This is a genomic window from Flavobacteriaceae bacterium GSB9 (assembly GCA_022749295.1).
GTDB lineage: Bacteria > Bacteroidota > Bacteroidia > Flavobacteriales > Flavobacteriaceae > Flavisericum.
The window spans coordinates 949102-968474 of the sequence record CP062007.1 but is presented as its reverse complement, the minus strand read 5'-3'; the positions used below and the strand labels follow the sequence as shown (position 1 = coordinate 968474).

At 39.2% G+C, this 19373-nt stretch carries 13 protein-coding genes; all 13 read left to right on the top strand.

Features of this window, described 5'->3' with window-relative positions; translation table 11 throughout:
- Positions 1-57: 57 nt before the first annotated feature.
- The 13 genes from GSB9_00842 (at position 58) to GSB9_00829 (ending at position 19229) form a co-directional block, all read left to right on the top strand.
- On the top strand, positions 58-3570 hold the full coding sequence (locus GSB9_00842) for a malectin domain-containing carbohydrate-binding protein (GenBank protein UKM64295.1): 3513 nt from the start codon (positions 58-60) through the stop codon (positions 3568-3570).
- Between the two features lie 100 nt (positions 3571-3670).
- A complete protein-coding gene (locus GSB9_00841) occupies positions 3671-6088 on the top strand; it encodes a DUF4982 domain-containing protein (protein ID UKM64294.1) in 2418 nt (805 codons plus the stop codon).
- Positions 6089-6093: 5 nt separating this feature from the next.
- Positions 6094-7335 carry a ribulose-bisphosphate carboxylase large subunit family protein gene (locus GSB9_00840; GenBank protein UKM64293.1) on the top strand — a complete coding sequence of 414 codons (1242 nt, stop codon included), beginning with the start codon at positions 6094-6096 and terminating at the stop codon, positions 7333-7335.
- Positions 7335-8717: a hypothetical protein gene (locus GSB9_00839; protein ID UKM64292.1), complete on the top strand. Its 1383-nt coding sequence runs from the start codon at positions 7335-7337 to the stop codon at positions 8715-8717. Before GSB9_00840 ends, GSB9_00839 begins: the two co-directional genes overlap by 1 nt.
- Positions 8714-9376 (top strand): aspartate/glutamate racemase family protein, encoded by a 663-nt coding sequence (locus GSB9_00838; GenBank protein ID UKM64291.1) that lies wholly within the window; start codon positions 8714-8716, stop codon positions 9374-9376. The genes GSB9_00839 and GSB9_00838 overlap by 4 nt, the downstream gene beginning before the upstream one ends.
- A 164-nt stretch (positions 9377-9540) precedes the next feature.
- Positions 9541-10797 carry a bile acid:sodium symporter family protein gene (locus GSB9_00837; protein UKM64290.1) on the top strand — a complete coding sequence of 419 codons (1257 nt, stop codon included), beginning with the start codon at positions 9541-9543 and terminating at the stop codon, positions 10795-10797.
- Between the two features lie 95 nt (positions 10798-10892).
- Positions 10893-12191 (top strand): DUF1593 domain-containing protein, encoded by a 1299-nt coding sequence (locus GSB9_00836; protein ID UKM64289.1) that lies wholly within the window; start codon positions 10893-10895, stop codon positions 12189-12191.
- A 54-nt stretch (positions 12192-12245) separates the two neighbouring features.
- Positions 12246-13613, top strand: a complete 1368-nt coding sequence (locus tag GSB9_00835) for a glycoside hydrolase family 88 protein (GenBank protein UKM64288.1) — start codon at positions 12246-12248, stop codon at positions 13611-13613.
- Positions 13614-13634: 21 nt separating this feature from the next.
- Positions 13635-15074: a pectate lyase gene (locus GSB9_00833; protein UKM64286.2), complete on the top strand. Its 1440-nt coding sequence runs from the start codon at positions 13635-13637 to the stop codon at positions 15072-15074.
- 39 nt (positions 15075-15113) lie between these two features.
- Positions 15114-15881, top strand: a complete 768-nt coding sequence (locus GSB9_00832; GenBank protein ID UKM64285.1) for a DeoR/GlpR family DNA-binding transcription regulator — start codon at positions 15114-15116, stop codon at positions 15879-15881.
- Between the two features lie 111 nt (positions 15882-15992).
- The gene (locus tag GSB9_00831) at positions 15993-17408 is read left to right on the top strand and encodes an L-fucose/L-arabinose isomerase family protein (protein ID UKM64284.1); all 1416 of its coding nucleotides are present in this window, start codon (positions 15993-15995) and stop codon (positions 17406-17408) included.
- Positions 17409-17426: 18 nt separating this feature from the next.
- Positions 17427-18251 (top strand): transketolase, encoded by an 825-nt coding sequence (locus GSB9_00830; GenBank protein ID UKM64283.1) that lies wholly within the window; start codon positions 17427-17429, stop codon positions 18249-18251.
- A 6-nt stretch (positions 18252-18257) separates the two neighbouring features.
- A complete protein-coding gene (locus GSB9_00829) occupies positions 18258-19229 on the top strand; it encodes a hypothetical protein (protein UKM64282.1) in 972 nt (323 codons plus the stop codon).
- Positions 19230-19373 lie beyond the last annotated feature (144 nt).

Here is a 19373-nt window from a genome sequence, read left to right as displayed (position 1 = left end):
AGCGCAGTCGAAGGGTCTTTTCACCATCCCATAATTAGAAAGTTGAATTTTATTTTAATGATGCAGAAGTTTAAATACATAGTTCTTATAGCCTTTTTTGGCTTTGTTTCCTGTAACACCAACACCGATGTTTATACGGTTAGAAAGGAAATTTCTCTTAACGATAATTGGGAAACCGTCCATTTGGATAGTTTAAAACAACCCGAAACAGAATTTGTAAACAATTTACAAACTGATAGCGTTTGGAAATCCGTTTCCGTGCCTCACAATTGGGACCAGTATTATGGTTACCGCCGTATGAAACATGGAAATTTGCATGGTACTGCGTGGTATAAAAAAGCGTTGTCACTGGATAAGGCGAATTCCGAAAAACAACACTTTTTATTTTTTGAGGGCGTGGGAAGTTATGCTACGGTATGGGTCAACGGACTAAAAGTAGGCAGCCACAAAGGCGGCAGAACGACGTTTACCCTTAATATTTCTGAAGCTATTAATTTTGATTCAGAAAATACCATTGTTGTAAAAGCAGAGCACCCCGCATTTATAGCCGATTTACCTTGGGTTTGTGGTGGGTGTTCCGGTGAATGGGGCTTTTCGGAAGGTTCGCAACCTATGGGGATATTCAGACCTGTTTCTTTAGTGGTAACCAACGATATAAGAATCGAGCCGTTCGGGGTTCATGTGTGGAATGACGAATCAACTTCAAAGGAGAAAGCACTGGTTCATATAACGACTGAACTAAAAAATTACAGTAATTCAGAAAAAAATATCACCGTTGAAAACACCCTTTTAAATCGTGATGGCGATAAAATAACTTCAGTGGAAACGGAAATTAAAAACCTTTCCGGTGTACAGGAATTAAAACAAACGTTACCCGAGTTTTCCAATCCGGAACTGTGGTCGCTCGAAAATCCGTATCTCTATAAGCTTTCAACAAAAATTTATGAAAACGGAAATTTAGTTGATGCTTTAACGACACCTTTTGGTATTCGTTGGGCCAGTTGGCCAGTGACACGAGAGGGTGAAGACAACCGTTTCTTTTTAAACAATCAGCCCATTTTTATAAACGGTACCTGCGAGTACGAACATTTAATAGGGAAAAGCCATGCTTTTTCCGATAAAGAAGTGAAAACGAGAATCGAGCAAATTAAGGCCGCTGGTTACAATGCGTTTAGAGAAGGTCACCAACCACACAATTTACGCTATCAGAAGCATTTAGATGAGGAAGGTATTTTATTTTGGAGCCAATTTTCGGCACATATTTGGTACGATACGCCCGAGTTTAAAGAAAACTTCAAAACACTTTTACGGGAATGGATTAAAGAACGAAGAAACAACCCGTCTATCGTGATGTGGGGATTGCAGAACGAAAGTACCATCCCAAAGGAATTTGCCGAAGAGTGCACACAAATTATTCGTGAACTCGACCCAACCTCGGCCAAGCAACGCATTGTTACGACCTGTAATGGCGGACAGGGCACGGATTGGAACGTGATACAAAATTGGTCGGGGACCTATGGCGGCGACCCGTATAATTACGGTGAAGAAATGACCGAGCAATTGTTGAATGGCGAGTATGGCGCATGGCGTTCGGTTGATCTGCATACAGAAGGCGAGTTCGACCAAAAAGGGAAATACAGCGAAAACCGTTTTGCCCAATTGATGGAAATAAAAGTCCGTGAGGCCGAATCGGTAAGCGATAAAATTGTGGGGCAGTACCATTGGTTGTTATATTCGCATGAAAATCCGGGGCGTTCGCAAAATGGTGAAGGTTATCGTGACATCGATAAAGTAGGCCCTGTAAATTACAAAGGCTTGTTTTCTATTTGGGGTGAACCTACCGATGCTTTCTATATGTACCGCGCCAATTATGTGGATAAAGAAAAAGAACCCATGGTGTACATTGTATCCCACTCTTGGCCTAACCGTTGGAATAAAGCAGGAGTTAAAAATGGCATCGATGTCTATTCTAATTGTGATGAGGTGGAACTGTTCAACGATTTCGAAAATGCTTCGTTAGGAAAACTGAAAAACCCTGGTTTAGGAAAACATTTCCAATGGAATAATGTTAAGGTAAACCACAATGTGCTGTATGCATTAGGTTACGTAAACGGAAAAGTGGTAGCAAAAGATTATGTTGTTTTAGATAATTTACCAGAAGCTCCAAATTTTGGAAAATTAGTAAGTGAATCCAATGAAATTTTAAAACCTGAAACAGGGAACAATTATTTATATCGTGTAAACTGTGGTGGTCCTGACTATACAGATGCCAATGGGAACATTTGGTTGGCCGATGTCCACAAAACAGACGATAATGCATGGGGGTCATTATCGTGGACGGACGATTTTGAAAACCTTCCAGCTTTCTACGCTAGCCAAAGAACTATTTACGACCCCATTGAAAACACCCAAGACTGGAAGCTTTTCCAAGATTTTCGATATGGTGCTGATAAACTAAAATATGAATTCCCAGTGTCTGATGGTGATTACCTAGTGGAACTATTTTTCGTTGAGCCTTGGTATGGCGCTGGTGGTGGCATGAATTGTGATGAATGGCGTATTTTCGATGTAGCAATAAACAACGAAACGGTTGAAGAAAACATCGATATTTGGAGCGAAGTGGGGCACGATACTGCTTTAAAGAGAGTTTACAATGTAAAAAGTAAAGACGGAAAAATAGTCATCAATTTTCCAAAGCAGGCCTCTGGGCAGGCGGTGATTTCAGCTATAGCCATTTCAACAAGAAACCAAGAGGCAAAGCCGGCACAATCTTCTTCAAAAAACATTTTGAATGTGTCTGCCAACGGAAAATATGAACAAGCATCGTGGTTGAATATCACCGATAAGCAATATGTAGGTTCTGACATTAGTTTTATAAAATTACCGCCCGAAGTTTATGGTGCTGATTATTTACGTTTTTCAAATTCAGAAAAAACGAGTTCAGGGTCATTCACATTAAGACAAGATTCAAATGTTTATGTGTTTTCTGAAACTTCATTGCCTTGGCTAAAAGGATTTGAAAAAACAGCAGATACAGTAAAGAATTCGTCAGGTACAAATTTTAATGTTTTTACAAAAGAATTGAGTAAAGGAGAAAAATTTAGTTTGGGGCGCCAAGAAAATGGTAAGATGTATTCTATTGCCGTTGTACCAACCTATTCCATGGAAGAGCAGGACAATAGGCCTATTGTAAAACTTGAAGCTGAAAACACTATAACTACTGGAAGTGGTGTTAAAAAGGCCTTTTTTAAGAAAAGCGATTACATCGAGTTTACCGAAAATACAGAAAACAGTATTACATTTACTGTAAATCCAGGGGTTGCCAATATTTATTTAATGCGTTATCGCTATATGAATATGAACGACCACCCTGTAAAAGTGCGGTTGAAAATTGAAGATGCCAATGGCATTTTGTTAAGAAATGACGATATAGAATTTCCAGTGAGAACCAACAAATGGAAATTGTTAAATACAACCTCTGGCGGGTTTATCAATGCCGGAACCTATAAAATTACTTTAGAATCTAACCAAATGAAAGGCTTGCGAATAGAATCGTTTGAATTTCAGTAAAAAGAATAAAGATGCCAAAACGATCCCGATAGCTATCGGTGCGGCATGACGAAAAATAATAGTGATTATAATAGACAAAAAACAAATTGAATAAAATATAATGAGGCGATATTTATTAATACTAAGTATTCTAACTTTAATAACTGGCTGTAACAAATCCGAAGAAAAGGAAGTTAGGATTGTTGAAGATTTTAATTTCGATTGGCAATTTAGCATTGGTGATTTTCCAGAAGCCATCGATTCCACTTTTAATGCTGAAAATTGGCGTACGCTAAATTTACCTCACGATTGGAGTATTGAAGGCGAATTTAGTGAAGGCCATCCTGCAAAACCTGAAGGAGGGGCACTTCCAACGGGGGTTGCTTGGTACCGAAAGACGTTTAAACTGCCCGCCGATTATAAAAATAAGTCCATTTCTATCGAGTTTGACGGTATTTACCGAAAAAGTGAAGTGTGGATTAATGGCGAATATTTGGGCATACGTCCCAACGGCTATATTTCGTTTGCTTACGATTTGTCGGAGCATTTAAATTTCGGAGAAGCGAAAAACATCATAGCCGTTAAGGTTGATAATTCCGAACAGCCCAATTCGCGTTGGTACTCCGGGTCGGGTATTTACAGAAATGTGCGTTTGGTAGTTGCTGAAAAACTGCACGTAGCGCATTGGGGCACTTACGCCACAACTCCGGAAGTTTCAAAGGAAAAGGCCACTGTTAATTTGGAGGTAACGCTTCAAAATGATACTGGTTCTGAAAAAGATTTTAAAGTAATAAGTTCAATTTTAAATGCAGATAACATTGAAGTGGCTCAATCACCCTATCAAGGTAAAATAAAAGGGCACGCTTTTGTGAAAATACCTCAAAATTTTGAAGTCTTAAATCCGGATTTATGGGATACCAAAAACCCGTATTTATATAAAATTGAAACCAAGGTTTACGAAAATGATAAGCTGGTTGATAATTACGAAACACCGTTGGGCTTCCGTTACTTTAATTTTGACCCCGAAGAAGGTTTTTCTTTAAACGGTGTTCCAACAAAAATCCACGGGGTGTGTTTGCACCACGATAATGGGGCTTTGGGCGCTGTAGCCAATTATGCGGCTATTAAACGGAAACTTCAAATAATGAAGGATATGGGCGCTAATGCCATTCGCGTGTCGCACAACCCTTCCTCTTTGGAATTGTTAGAATTGTGCGACGAAATGGGCTTTATCGTTCAGGTGGAAGCGTTTGATGTTTGGAAAAAGAAAAAGGTAAAAGCCGATTACAATATGTATTGGGATGATTGGCATGAGCAGGATTTGAAGGATTTTGTGAAGCGCGACAGAAATTATCCGTCGGTAATGATGTGGAGCATTGGTAACGAAATCCGCGAACAGTTTGACAGTACAGGAATTGCCCTGACCAAAAAATTGGTAAACATTGTAAAAGATTTGGACAAAACCAGACCCGTAACTTGCGCACTGACCGAAAATGTGGTGGAGAAAAACTTTATTTACCAATCCGGTGCGTTGGATTTGTTGGGCTTCAATTACAAACACAAAGATTATTACGATTTTCCCGAAAAGTTTAAAGGTGAAAAAATATTGGCTTCAGAAAGTGTTTCTGCGCTAGAAACCCGTGGCCATTACGATTTGCCTTCCACAGAAATTAAACGTTGGCCACCAGCCCACAACGAACCGTTTGATGGCAATGACGATTTAACCGTTTCAGCCTACGACCAAGTGTCGGCTTATTGGGGTGCTACCCACGAAGAAAGTTGGAAAACGGTTAAAGAACTGGATTATATGGCAGGAACTTTTATTTGGACAGGTTTCGATTATATTGGCGAGCCTATTCCGTATCCGTATCCGGCGCGCAGTTCCTATTTTGGAATTGTCGATTTGGCTGGTTTCCCGAAAGATGTGTATTTCATGTACCAAAGTGAATGGAGTGATAAGGATGTGCTGCATATTTTTCCACATTGGAACTGGAAACAAGGTCAGGAAGTTGATGTTTGGGCTTATTACAATAATGCCGATGAGGTGGAATTATTTTTAAACGGTAAATCTTTAGGGACAAAATCAAAAGAAAACGACGATTTGCACGTGATGTGGCGTTTACCTTTTGAAGCAGGAAAGCTAAAGGCTATTTCTAGAAAAAACGGTAACGTGGTTTTGGAAAAGGAAATCCATACCGCAGGAGCAGCTTCAAAATTAGAAATGAAAGCGCATAAGGAGAGCATTAAAAACGACAACTACGATTTGGTTTATATAACCGTAAACGTATTGGATGATGTCGGAAATTTAGTGCCAAAAGCAGATAACCTTGTTAACTTTGAGATTTCTGGTGGCGGAAAAATTGTAGGTGTCGATAATGGTTACCAAGCCAGTTTAGAGCCTTTCAAAACCAATTACAGAAAAGCTTATAATGGAAAATGCTTAGTAATCATACAATCTAACGGAAAGGCAGAAAATATTAAATTGGTAGCGTCATCCGAAGGGTTGCCGTCAGAAACCATTGAAGTAACAATGAATTAAAAGTAATGGAAAGAATTTTTGCAGAATATTATATTGAAACACCGTACGATGTAGAACATGCAGCAGCGGTTTTGGCCGGCGAACAATCGTCGGGCACCTTTGTTTCCGTTCCAGGTGAAACGGAAGAATTAAAGCAACGTTTTGCGGCGCGTGTGGAGGATTTACAATTGCTTGATGTAGCCGATAATCCTTCCATCCCCGGAAATAGTATCCTAGGGAAAAAATACCAACGGGCTAAAGTTAAGGTGAGCTGGTCGATTGAAAATTTTGGTTACAATCTGCCTGTTATGGTAAGTACCTTACAGGGTAATTTGTATGAAATCAGTCAGTTTACAGGATTAAAATTAATGGATTTAGACGTGCCAGATTCGTTTAAAAAACATTATTCGGGGCCAAAATATGGAATAAAAGGGTCAAAAGCATCCTGTGGTGTTGGCGATAGACCGATGATCGGAACGATTATCAAACCCAGCATTGGTATGTCGGTCGCTGAAACAGCCAAATTGGTAGGTTCGCTTATTGAAGCCGGTATTGATTTTATAAAGGATGATGAGTTGATGGGCTCGGCGGCCAATTCACCTTTTGAGGAGCGTGTAAAAGCTATCATGAAAGTGATTTGTGATAGTGAGCAGAAAACAGGAAGAAAGGTGATGTATGCCTTCAATATATCAGATGAAATCGACCAAATGCAACGTAACTATGATACGGTTGTAAAGGAAGGCGGTAGTTGCGCCATGATAAGTATCAATAGTGTAGGCTTGGCAGGAACAAAAAAAATATGCGATAGAGGTGAACTCGCCATCCACGGACACCGTAATGGTTGGGGTATGTTGAACAGGCACCCATTGTTGGGAATTGAGTTTCCAGCTTACCAAAAAATTCAGCGATTGGCAGGGGTAGATCAACTGCACGTTAATGGTATTCAAAATAAATTTTGGGAATCGGACGATTCGGTAGTAACCTCCATAAAATCATGTTTAATGCCGATGTTTGGCGATGATAAAATTTTGCCAGTGGTATCTTCTGGTCAGTGGGGTGGACAAGCATTTGAAACTTACAGACGAACACAAACTACCGATTTGCTCTATATGGCGGGTGGCGGCATTTTAGCGCATCCTATGGGGCCAAAAGCAGGAGTAACGGCCTTGCAACAAGCTTGGAAAGGCGCAGTGGACGGTTTGTCTCTAGAGGAAACCGCAAAAAAACATGAAGAATTTGCTGCTTCGGTAAAGAAATTTTCTAAATAATGGCAAACAATAACGACTTATTATTAGCCTATTATGGTGACGACTTTACGGGCTCTACGGATGCTTTGGAATTTTTGACTTTAGCCGGAATAAACACTGTTTTGTTTTTAAAGAAACCGTCTTCTAAAGATTTAGATAAGTTTCCTGATATCCAAGCGGTAGGAGTGGCAGGCAAAAGTCGTTCTATGTCACCAAAAGCGATGAAAAACGAGTTGTTTCCTGTTTTTAAGACTTTGAAAGATTTCGGCCCAAAGCATGTTCACTATAAAGTGTGTTCCACTTTTGATTCTGCACCACACGTGGGCAATATGGGAAAAGCCATAGAAATAGGTAGTGACGTGTTTGAGCAAAAAACAGTTTTTGTATCGCCGTCAGCACCGCATTTAGGGCGCTATTGTGTTTTTGGCAATTTGTTTGCTAAAATGGGAACGTCGGGCGATGGTGAAATCTATAGAATAGATCGCCATCCCTCCATGAGTAAACATCCCGTTACACCAGCTTTGGAAGGTGATTTAAGATTGCATTTGGCCAAGCAAACTTCAAAATCGATAAGTTTGGTTAACGTAACAAAAATTGAAGAAGGGAAAATGCAAGTGATTTCTAAAGTTAATAATAACGATTCAGAAATCTTATTTTTTGATGGTTTGAATACATCACATTTAGAAACCATTGGTCATGTTTTTAATGCATATGCAAACGAGAAGCCCTTGTTTTCGGTGGGGTCTTCCGGAATAGCCATGGCACTTGGGTTGGCATGGAAAAAGGAAGGTGTTATTGATGGAGAAAAACAATTTGACAACCGTGGAGAGAATGGGCCTATTTTAGTGCTTTCGGGCAGTTGTTCGCCAGTCACTCAAGGGCAAATTGAATTTGCGGTGGATTCTGGTTTTGAAGAAATTGCTTTGAGAAGTAGTGCCGTGAGTACTTCCGTTCAAAATAAAATTATAAATGAGACGGTAGACAGAATAGAGACGCATGTCAAAAATGGTAAAAGTGTGGTTTTACATACCAGCAAAGGTCCTGATGATCCAAGAATTTTAGAAACGGAACATATTTTTAAAGTACAAAATGTGCCTTCCGAAGACATTCAAAATGCTTGTAGTTCTAACTATGGTTTTGTTTTAGGGCAAATCACCAAGCAGGTTTTAAAGAAGGTTTCTTTAAAACGCATTTTGTTTGCTGGAGGCGATACATCGAGCTATGCAGCTTCAGAATTAAATATTTCAGCATTGCAAATGATAGCGCCATTGGCACCAGGTGCCCCGCTTTGTAAAGCCATTTCGGATGACGATTTGGTAAACGGACTCGAGCTTAACTTTAAGGGCGGTCAAGTAGGAACAAAAGATTATTTTATAAAAGTATTAAAAGGAGAAAAATTATGAAGGGAAAAACATTAGGATTTGTGCATACATCGGCAACATTAGTGCCTTTGTTTCAGCAACTAACTAACGACTATTTAAAAAACGTCGACACATTCAATATTGTTGACGACAGTTTGATTAAAGATGTTATTAAAAAAGGCGAATTAAAGCCCAATACAGCAGCACGTGTGGTTCAGCACGTGCAAGCGGCCGAAGACGCCGGTGCCGATGTTATTTTGGTAACCTGTTCGTCTATTGGCGTTGCCATTGAAACAGCAGCTACTTTGAGTACGGTACCTGTAATTCGCGTGGATCAAGCGATGGCTGATGAAGCCGTAAAAACCAGTAATAAAATAGGAGTGATAGCAACATTGCCAACCACTTTAGAGCCGACCACCGATTTGGTAAAGCGCAGAGCGGAATTGGCTGGAAAAAACGTTAACATTACCTCTAAATTATGTGATGGTGCCTTTGAAGCGTTAATGAGCGGAGACGGTGCAAAGCATGATGAGATGGTAGCTTCTGCTTTAAAAGAATTAATGAAAGAGGTCGATGTGATTGTTTTGGCGCAAGCCTCGATGTCTCGTGTAGTTGATGGATTAAGTGACGATGAAAAAGTCGTGCCTATTTTGGCCAGTCCAGCCATTGCCATGAAAAAACTGTCGGAAGATTATTTTTAATGCCTGTTTAAAAAAACGTCATTCCGAACAGCGTGAAGGAATCTTTAAAAATCAAGATTCTGATTATGTGATTGCTTAGAAATAAAATTTCTCGCAATGACGTTTATTTGTTACTTTTTAGACCAATTCGTCTCAATAAAACCAAACCAACTAAACTAAAAACTATGCGTAAATACGTCTTCTATTTTGCTATTCTTTTAATTTTCACTTCTTGTATTGGATGGCTTTTGGACGTCGTTTGGCTCAGTAAACTGGGATTGGTTTTAGGCTTGTCTTGTCTTTCTGTAGGTGTAGGTGCTTTAAAATCGCTTTCTGGTTACCAATATACGTTTTGGATTGTTACTGCTGTAGCGGCAGGACTGGTCTATCCCAATACTTTTTTAAATATTGGTGGCATCGATTTGCGTAATAAATGGCTCATTTTAATAATTATTCAATTAGTAATGTTTGGAATGGGCACCCAAATGAGCATTAAAGATTTTGTGGGCATTAAAAAGTCAGGCCGAGGTGTTTTGGTAGGCTTGCTTTGTCAGTTTACCATTATGCCCATCGTTGGTTTTATAATAGCAAAAGTATTTAGTTTTGAACCAGAAATAGCTGCAGGAATTGTGCTTATTGGTTCGTGCAGTAGCGGATTGGCTTCTAACGTAATGACCTATATTGCTAAAGGTGATTTGGTTTTATCGGTTACGGTTACGGCCATTTCAACGTTAACGGCACCACTTATGACGACATTTTTGATGAAAATGTTCGCTGGAACCTTCATTGAAATTGATTTTTTCAGCATGATGATGAATATAGTAAAAATCGTTTTGGTGCCATTAACGGCCGCTATGATTCATGATGCCTTGAAAATCTATGGACATAAGATTCAAAATACTATAAAAACGATTTCCATTCTTTGTGGCTTATGGTTGTTGTTTATGATATTCTTTGGCGCCAATATTATTGGAGAAGCCAATGCAGGCATCGAAATTTTAAACTTTCTATGCGCTGCTTTTGTAGTAGGGGTTCTTTATCATTATTTATACAAAGAGCTACCCAAGGTTGACGATTTTATGCCGTTGTTCTCTATGTTTGGTATTGTTTATTTTACTTTGGTCACTACGGCGGCAGGCCGGGATAATTTAATCGAAATAGGTGTTTTACTATTTTTTGCAGCTATACTTCATAATTCTGCTGGTTATATCTTTGGGTATTGGATAAGTCGTGCCGGTGGTTTGGATAAAAAACAAAGCCAAACCATAGCTTTTGAAGTAGGTTTGCAAAACGGTGGAATGGCTTCAGGACTGGCAGGAGCTATGGGTAAATTGGCTACTTTAGGCTTGGCTGCTGCGGTGTTTAGCCCGTGGATGAACATTTCTGGGTCTGTATTGGCGAATTATTGGCGGAAGCAACGCGAGAAAAACACATCAGAATAAAAAGTATTAATTTTTCGTTTGTTTTCATTTATTTTTATTTATTTGTGTTTGTGTAAGTGTTTGATTTGCTTTCCGATACCAATAAACTAAACAAAATGAATAATTTTATTAAGCAACAATCTTTTCGGATTGTGGTTTTGATTTTCTTCGGAATGCTGTATGGTTGTGGGGAAACTCAACCTAAAAAAGCTCAACCTCGAATTTTAATTAGTACCGATATTGGGGGTACGGACGCTGACGACAATCAGTCGATGATTCATCTATTGATGTACGCTAACGAATTTCAAATTGAGGGATTGGTGTCCACTTCTTTCCAAACGGGCACTACTAATAATATTTTTGAAATGATTAATCTTTATGAAAAAGATTTTCCGAAGTTAAGAGCACATGCTCCAGATTTGCCCAATCCAGATGACTTAAGGGCTGTAACCAAACAAGGCGCCACTAAAGAGGCACCGTATAAAGGGTATCGTGAATCTTCCGAAGGATCGGATTGGATAATTAACTGCGCGAAAAAGCAAAGCGACCAACCGCTATGGGTGCTGGTTTGGGGCGGTATTGAAGATGTGGCCCAAGCACTGCACGATGCTCCTGAAATTGAAGATAAAATAAGGGTGTACTGGATTGGCGGTCCGAATAAAAAGTGGGGAGCCAATGCGTATGCCTACATTGCCGAAAATCATCCGAACCTTTGGATGATTGAAAATAACGCCACGTATCGGGGCTGGTTTATGGATTCGGAATCTCCAGAACACTTAAAGGCCAATGCCTTTTTTGAAAACCATATTAAAAATGTGGGCAACATGGGCACCGATTTTATGAATTACTACGAAGGGCGTATTAAAATGGGTGATACACCGTCATTGGCCTATGTTATGAGTGGGAATCCCGATGATCCGACTACCGAAAGTTGGGGTGGTGAATTTGTTAAAATCAACCACAGTTCGCGTACCATTTTTGAAGGTAAAAGTACGATTGCTGATACCGTAAAAGCGTACGGCATTCAAGAATGGCGTTTTAAAGGGCCAGAATTGGATATTCCTCAGGATTCTGTATGCTTTACAATGGAAATTTCAAACCAAATTTGGCCTGGGTATTATTTGGGCAACGGTGTTTACGCCACCAGATATTCATCCAAAAAACCAGAAACAGCCAATTATAAAACCTCGAGTACCATCCCTGAATTGGATGGCCATACTGGACAATATGTAAGCATCAAACCATGGCCGGGTAAAAAAGATAAGGACGATTATGTTTTGGGTGAAAACTGGTATGGTGACCGCCCAGACGATGATTTATTTTTAAAAGACCAGCAAGGGGCGAAAACCATTTCGAAACATCGTGAAGCCTTTTTAATGGATTGGGCAAAACGCTGGAAATGGCTTAACAATTAAAGTAATTACTGCTCTTTTGAAAACTAAATAGTCAAAAATTTAAATAAATTAAAGATGAAAAGACATTTCGTAATAAACCTTGTGTTAATTATTGTTTTTACCACAACAATTTGTGCACAGCAAAAATTAAGTGGTAGAATTCCTGAATATGAAATTCCGTATACCATGCCGAGTGTTGAGATTGTGAAGGAAGTGCTGAACAAGATAAGAGCGTATTATGAACAATCTAGTAATCAAACTATAATCAACTCCAAAACTGGAAATCAAATAACCGATTTTAAATCGTTCAATATTAATGCTGTACCGTCAAAAGGATTGTCTAGTGAGTGGTCTTATACGCATGGTGTGGTGCTTTCGGCTTTTGAGTATATTGATAATGTACTTGACGACGATGCGTTCTTCAGTAACAATATAAAGTTTTATGACTATGTAGTTGATAATTTACCGTATTTTAAGGAAAATAAGGGCAAGATTCATAAAGAAAAAATTGGAGGGTGGGGTAGAATTTTAAATTTCCATGCATTGGATGACTGTGGGTCTATTTCTGCGGCCATGATAAAAACCTATTTAAAACATAAAAACAACAAATACTTGCCTTTAATCTACCGTACGGCAGATCATATTTCAAACAATCAATACCGTTTGGATGACGGTACTTTGGCTCGAAACAGGCCGCAATATCAGTCGGTTTGGGCAGACGATATGTATATGAGTGTCCCGTTTTTAGTTAACATGGGTGTGCTTACTGGAGACCACAAATATTTTGACGATGCGGTAAAGCAGGTGCTTCAAATGGCAAGTTATCTGTATATTGAAAAAGAAGAAATTTTCGACCACGGATGGAATGTTACTTCGGGAGATTACGACCCTCGATTTTATTGGGGGCGCGCCAATGGATGGGTGTTAATGTCTATGGCAGAAGTTTTAAGTGTATTGCCTGAAGGGTATAAAGGACGCGAAAAAGTGTTACACTTGTACCGTTCTATGGTTCGTAGTTTAGCCAATCTCCAAGATGGAACGGGCTTTTGGCATAATTTATTGGATAAAACCGACACCTATTTAGAAACCTCATGCACGGCCATGTTTACGTTTGCTATAGCCAAAGGGATTAACGAAGGTTGGATTAATTATGTTTACGGTCCAATAGCTTTAACTGGTTGGAATGCTACTCAGACAAGGGTTTTAGATAATGGCGCCGTTGACGGTACTTGCGAAGGCACTACATTTGCCCACGATAACACCTATTATTATCATCGTGGAAGAAGTGTTTACGCTACCCATGGTTATGGTCCGGTACTTTATGCGGGGGCCGAAATTATTCGTCTCATACAAAACGATAAAATAGAAATAAAACCAACAAAAAGTAATTCGCGTAATAGTACGTTTCATTTTCTTTTAAAAAGTGAATGGCCAAAAGAATAATTGAATCTAAACAAACAAAAGGTGAAAAAACTAATTTTCAATGTGATGCTTTTAATGGTAATGGTAGCGTGTCATTCAAATAAGAAAAGTCAAAAAGCAGATTATGACGATATTGCTTTGGCTGATGTTAGGCAAAAGGGGCAATTGGCTTTTCCATCGGCAGAAGGCTATGGTAAATATACCAAAGGTGGAAGAGGTGGTGATGTTTATGAAGTCACTAATTTAAATGACAATGGTAAAGGAAGTTTAAGATCGGCTGTTGAGGCAGAAGGGCCACGTACAGTTGTTTTTAGGGTGTCTGGGAATATAGAGTTGGAAAGCCCAATCCGGATTAAAAACCCTTACATTACCATTGCTGGTCAAACCGCACCGGGCGACGGTATTTGTTTTAAAAACCACCCTTTAAGCATCGATGCCGATGAGGTAATTATTCGTTATATTAGGATAAGGCCGGGCGATGTGTCTGGTAAAGATTACGATGCGGTATCTTCAAGATATGTTAACAACATTATTTTAGACCATGTTTCAGCAAGCTGGAGTATTGACGAATGCATGTCTATTTACCATTGTAGTAACATTACAGTGCAGTGGTGCCTTATTTCCGAAAGTTTAAGCGGCTCTAATCACGAAAAGGGCGCTCATGGTTTTGGAGGCATCTGGGGTTCTAATTATGGAACATATCATCACAATTTATTGGCCCACCATTCCAGTCGTAATCCTCGAATGGCATCAGGTTCTGGATATACCGACTACAGAAATAATGTAATCTATAATTGGGGGTATCAAAGTTTATATGGTGGAGAGGCACACCAAAAGGGCAATGAAAAATTCAATTTCTCAACCTTCAATATTGTAGCCAACTATTACAAACCGGGGCCTGCTACAAAACCGGGTGAAGTCTCTTATAGAATTGCCAATCCAGGTTTTAGGAATAAAATTGATGATTTTGGTAAATGGTATGTTGCAAAGAATATGGTAGAAGGAAATGAAATGGTTTCAGCCGATAACTGGAATGGCGGTGTACAAACCGATATTGTTTTAGATAGTGTTAAAATCGATGCACCTTGGGATGCCATGCCCATAAAAGAACAATCTGCGGAAAAGGCTTATGGACTCGTGTTGCAGGAAGCTGGTGCAAGATTACCTAAAAGAGACCCGCTAGATACTCGTATAATTGAAGAAGTTAAGGGTGGTTTTGCAACTTATGAAGGAAAGGGATATAAAAATATTGTTGAAGCTGTTAACACTTCCGAAAAGACAGGAATCATTGATTCGCAAGAGGATGTAGGAGGCTGGCCAGAGTTAAAAAGTGAACCGGCCCCAAAAGATTCCGACCATGACGGCATGCCTGACATGTGGGAAAACAAAAACGGGCTCGACCCAAATCATGCCGAGGATAGAAACTATACAGGCAAGGATGGGTATACTATGCTAGAATTATATTTAAATAGTGTACGTTAAAGTTGTTTTTATTTTCGATTATTTTCGTTTATTTGTATTATGGCTTTGTTACCTAATAAAAGAAGAGAAAAAATAATTGAACTACTGAACGAAGATGGTTCTGCAAAAGTTGTGGATTTAGCCAAGTTATTCAAGGTTACAGAAGTGACTATTAGGCAAGATTTAGAGAAACTAGAATCTAAAGGTTTGATAATCAGAGAGCATGGAGGGGCGTTTCTAAAGGATATTGAAGATAGTGTAAAGAACTTTTCATTAGTTAATCAAGAGAATTTAGAGCTCAAAGAAGCCATAGCTTTAAAGTGTTTGGATTTTATTGAAAGTGGCGATACCATTATTTTAGATTCAGGAAGTACTACAACAGAAATAGCAAAAAAGTTAAAGGGGTATACTAACTTAACCGTGATAACCAATGCCTTAAATATTGCATTGATGTTGGGTACAGAACCGGGCATTGATGTTATAATGACTGGCGGTGAATTTAAGCCGCCAACCTTATCACTAACAGGGCAAAAAGCAGCCGATTTTTTTGAGGGGTTAAATGTTCAGAAGTTGTTTTTAGCCACTGCCGGAATATCGCTCAAATCAGGGTTAACCTACCCCAGTATCAGCGATTTGGTGGTAAAGAAAGCAATGATTGATGCTGCAGAAATAACGTATTTGGTTGCAGACAGTACCAAAATAGGCAAAACAGCTTTGGCCAGTCTTGGTGCCTTGTCGCTAATTGATTATCTTATCACAGATTTCACCATAAAGGTAGAAGATAAAAACGTATTTAAAAGACATGAAATTGAAGTGGTTATAGCTTAATGAAGAACTACTTTATATAATCGACCAGCGTTTAAAAGTAAATGCAGATGATTATTTGTTTACTAATTTTAACGAAATATAAAAAAATATAAATAAACTAAAATAAATAACATGCCAAAAGAAGCATTAAGCATTGGAGTAATAATCGGAAATCGCGATTTTTTCCCAGATAGTTTAGTTGAAAAAGCCAGAACAGAAATTATCGAAGTTTTTGGAAAATTGAACATTAATCCCATTTTGTTGGAAACGACAGATACAAAGTTGGGTGGTGTTGAAACGTACAAGGATTCTCAAAAGTGTGCCGAACTGTTTAAAAAACACAGCGAAGAATTGGCAGGTGTTTTAGTGTTATTGCCCAACTTTGGAGATGAAAGAGGTGTGGCCGATACTTTAAAATTGGCTAATTTAAACGTGCCTGTTTTAATTCAGGCCTACCCAGACGAATTGTCTAAAATGAATGTGGCTAACCGTCGCGATTCATGGTGTGGTAAAATTTCAGTTTGCAATAACTTGTATCAATACGGGATAAAATATTCATTAACAAGTCAGCATGTGTCATTTCCTTCAGAGGAAGCATTTCAAAAAAATTTAAAAGACTTTTTAGCTGTTTGCCGCGTTGTAAAAGGATTGAAAAATATTAGAATTGGAGCTATCGGGGCACGTCCAGGCGCATTTAATACGGTACGTTTTTCAGAAAAAATATTACAAAGAAATGGCATTACTGTAGTAACTGCTGATTTATCTGAAATTCTTGGAAAGGCAGAAAAGCTTTCAAAAGACGATGCCTCGGTAAAACAACATATCGAATCCATAAATGCTTATGCGCCAAAGGGTAAAACGCCAGATGCTGCAATGATTCAAATGGCAAAACTGGATGTGGTTTTAAAAGAGTATGTTGAGGAATATCAATTGGATGCCACAGCAATTCAATGTTGGACGTCGTTACAGCAAAATTATGGATGCAACGTGTGTACCAGCATGAGTATCATGTCTGAAAACATGTTGCCATCGGCTTGTGAGGTTGACGTAACAGGTACTTTGAGTATGTACGCCATGCAATTGGCTTCGGGTTCACCAAGTGCCTTGGTAGACTGGAACAACAACTACGCTAACGACCCAGAAAAATGTGTGCTTTTCCATTGCGGAAACTGGGCAAAATCATTCTTGCCGGATATCGAGATAAGTAATGCGCCCATTTTAGGAACCTCGGTAGGTGTTGAAAACACTTACGGAGCGTTGGACGGACGAACTCCTGCCATGCCTTTGACCTATGGAAGAATAAGTACCGATGACCCCAAAGGTATTATTAAAGCTTATTTTGGAGAAGGTGAATTGACCGATGACCCTTTAAACACTTTTGGTAACCGAGCGGTTGCGCAAATAGGAGATTTACAAGGTTTGATGAACCATGTTTGCCGAAACGGTTTTGAACACCATGTGGTAATGAATGCTTCAAAAACAGGAGCTATTCTTGAGGAGGCGCTAGGTAACTATATGGGTTGGGAAATATACAACCATAAAGGATAACGATTAATCATTTTAACAATGACAGATAAAGAATTACAGTTAAAATCGGTTTTTCTTCGGAAAAGCCTTTTAAAATATATTTATAATGCCAAGGCGGGACATACAGGAGGAAGCTTGTCGTGTGTTGATACATTGAACGTGCTTTATAACCGTGTTTTGAATATTGATCCGAACGACTTTAAAAATCCAGATAGGGATAGGTACATTCAAAGTAAAGGACACTGTGTTGAAGCGCTTTTTGTCACCTTGGCAGATAGGGGGTTTTTCCCGATGTCCGATTTAGAAACCCTGTGCCAGTACCAATCGCATTATATTGGTCACCCTACGAAAAAGGTGAACGGTGTAGAGCAAAACACGGGTGCTCTTGGCCATGGGCTGCCTATTTGTGTTGGTGAGGCTATTGCTGCTAAATTAGACGGTAAATCGCATCGCGTCTTTACGCTCTTGGGTGATGGTGAGTTGCCCGAAGGCTCCAACTGGGAAGCTTTTCTTTCGGCTGCGCATTACAAATTGGATAACCTTTACGCTATTTTAGATTATAATAAACAGCAGATTACAGGAGATAATTCTGAAGTGATGAACACCGATTCGGTTCGTGAAAAATTGGAGGCCTTTGGTTGGGCGGTTAAGGAAGTTGATGGCCATAACCTTCAGGAATTGGAAGCAGCTCTAAATAATGGTCCGTTGGAAGAAGGAAAGCCCAATTTCATCATTGCCCATACTATTAAAGGAAAAGGGGTAAGCTATATGGAGCGTAATATAAAATGGCATCACGGTGTACCAAGTCCAGAACAATACGAAAAGGCACTTTCAGAATTAAACGAGGTAGAAGCTTCAATCTAAAAAATTATGGAATTAGATAAAATAGAAGAGAAAGATTTAAAAATGGGTGAGGCCAACCAAATCGTTTTTTCAGAAACGATGCAAGCTTTGGCTGAAACTGATAAAGATATTATTGCGGTAACCAGCGATTCGCGTGGCTCAGGAAAATTAGTGCCATTCGGACAAAAATTTCCGAAGCAAATTGTTGAGGTTGGTATTGCCGAACAGAATTTAGTTGGTGTGGCTGCGGGTTTGGCTTCCGCAGGAAAAAAAGCCTTTGCTGTATCTCCAGCTTGCTTTTTAAGCGCGCGTGCCTTAGAACAAATTAAAAATGATGTCTGTTATTCAGACAACCCTCTGGTTTTAGTCGGAATCAGTTCTGGGGTGAGTTATGGTGCTTTAGGTACTACGCATCACAGTTTACACGATTATGCAGCTTTACGAGCCATAAACAATATTACAATTGTAGCACCTGCCGATAATTTTGAAACTGAACAGGCTGTGCGTTTGGCAGCCAAACACGGTAAGCCTGTTTATATGCGCTTTGGAAAAAAAGCGATGCCGTTTTTAGGCGAAGACAATCAATCTTTTGAGTTTGGAAAGGGCCGTGTGGTTAGCGAAGGTGACGATTTGGCTATTGTGGCATGTGGTGAAACCGTATACCCGGCGTGGACTGCGGCTAAAAAATTAGAAGACGAGCATGGCGTTAAAGCTACTGTGGTAAGTATGCATACCATCAAACCACTTGATGTAAAATTATTGGAGGAATTGGCTGAAAACGGCCGACCAATCATTACGGTTGAAGAGCATATGGTAAATGGCGGCTTGGGTGAAGCTTGCGCTTCTCACCTATTTCAAAATGGTTATAAAAATCCGTTTAAGATTATGGGGATTCCCGATGAGTATACCGTTACGGGTTCTCAGGTTGAAATCTTTAATCACTACGGTATTTCAACGGAAGGTATTTTTGAAACTGGTAAAAAACTGCTTAAAATTTAATCGTTGCTGATTAAAGCAAAAAAAATATTGATAGAAGGTTAAACAACGGTTTTGTTACTGAATGTTTAGCCTTTTGTTACATAGCTTAGATCTTTATCGTTTTACATCGAATAAAAGCCCTCAAATAACATCAATTGTCCGTTA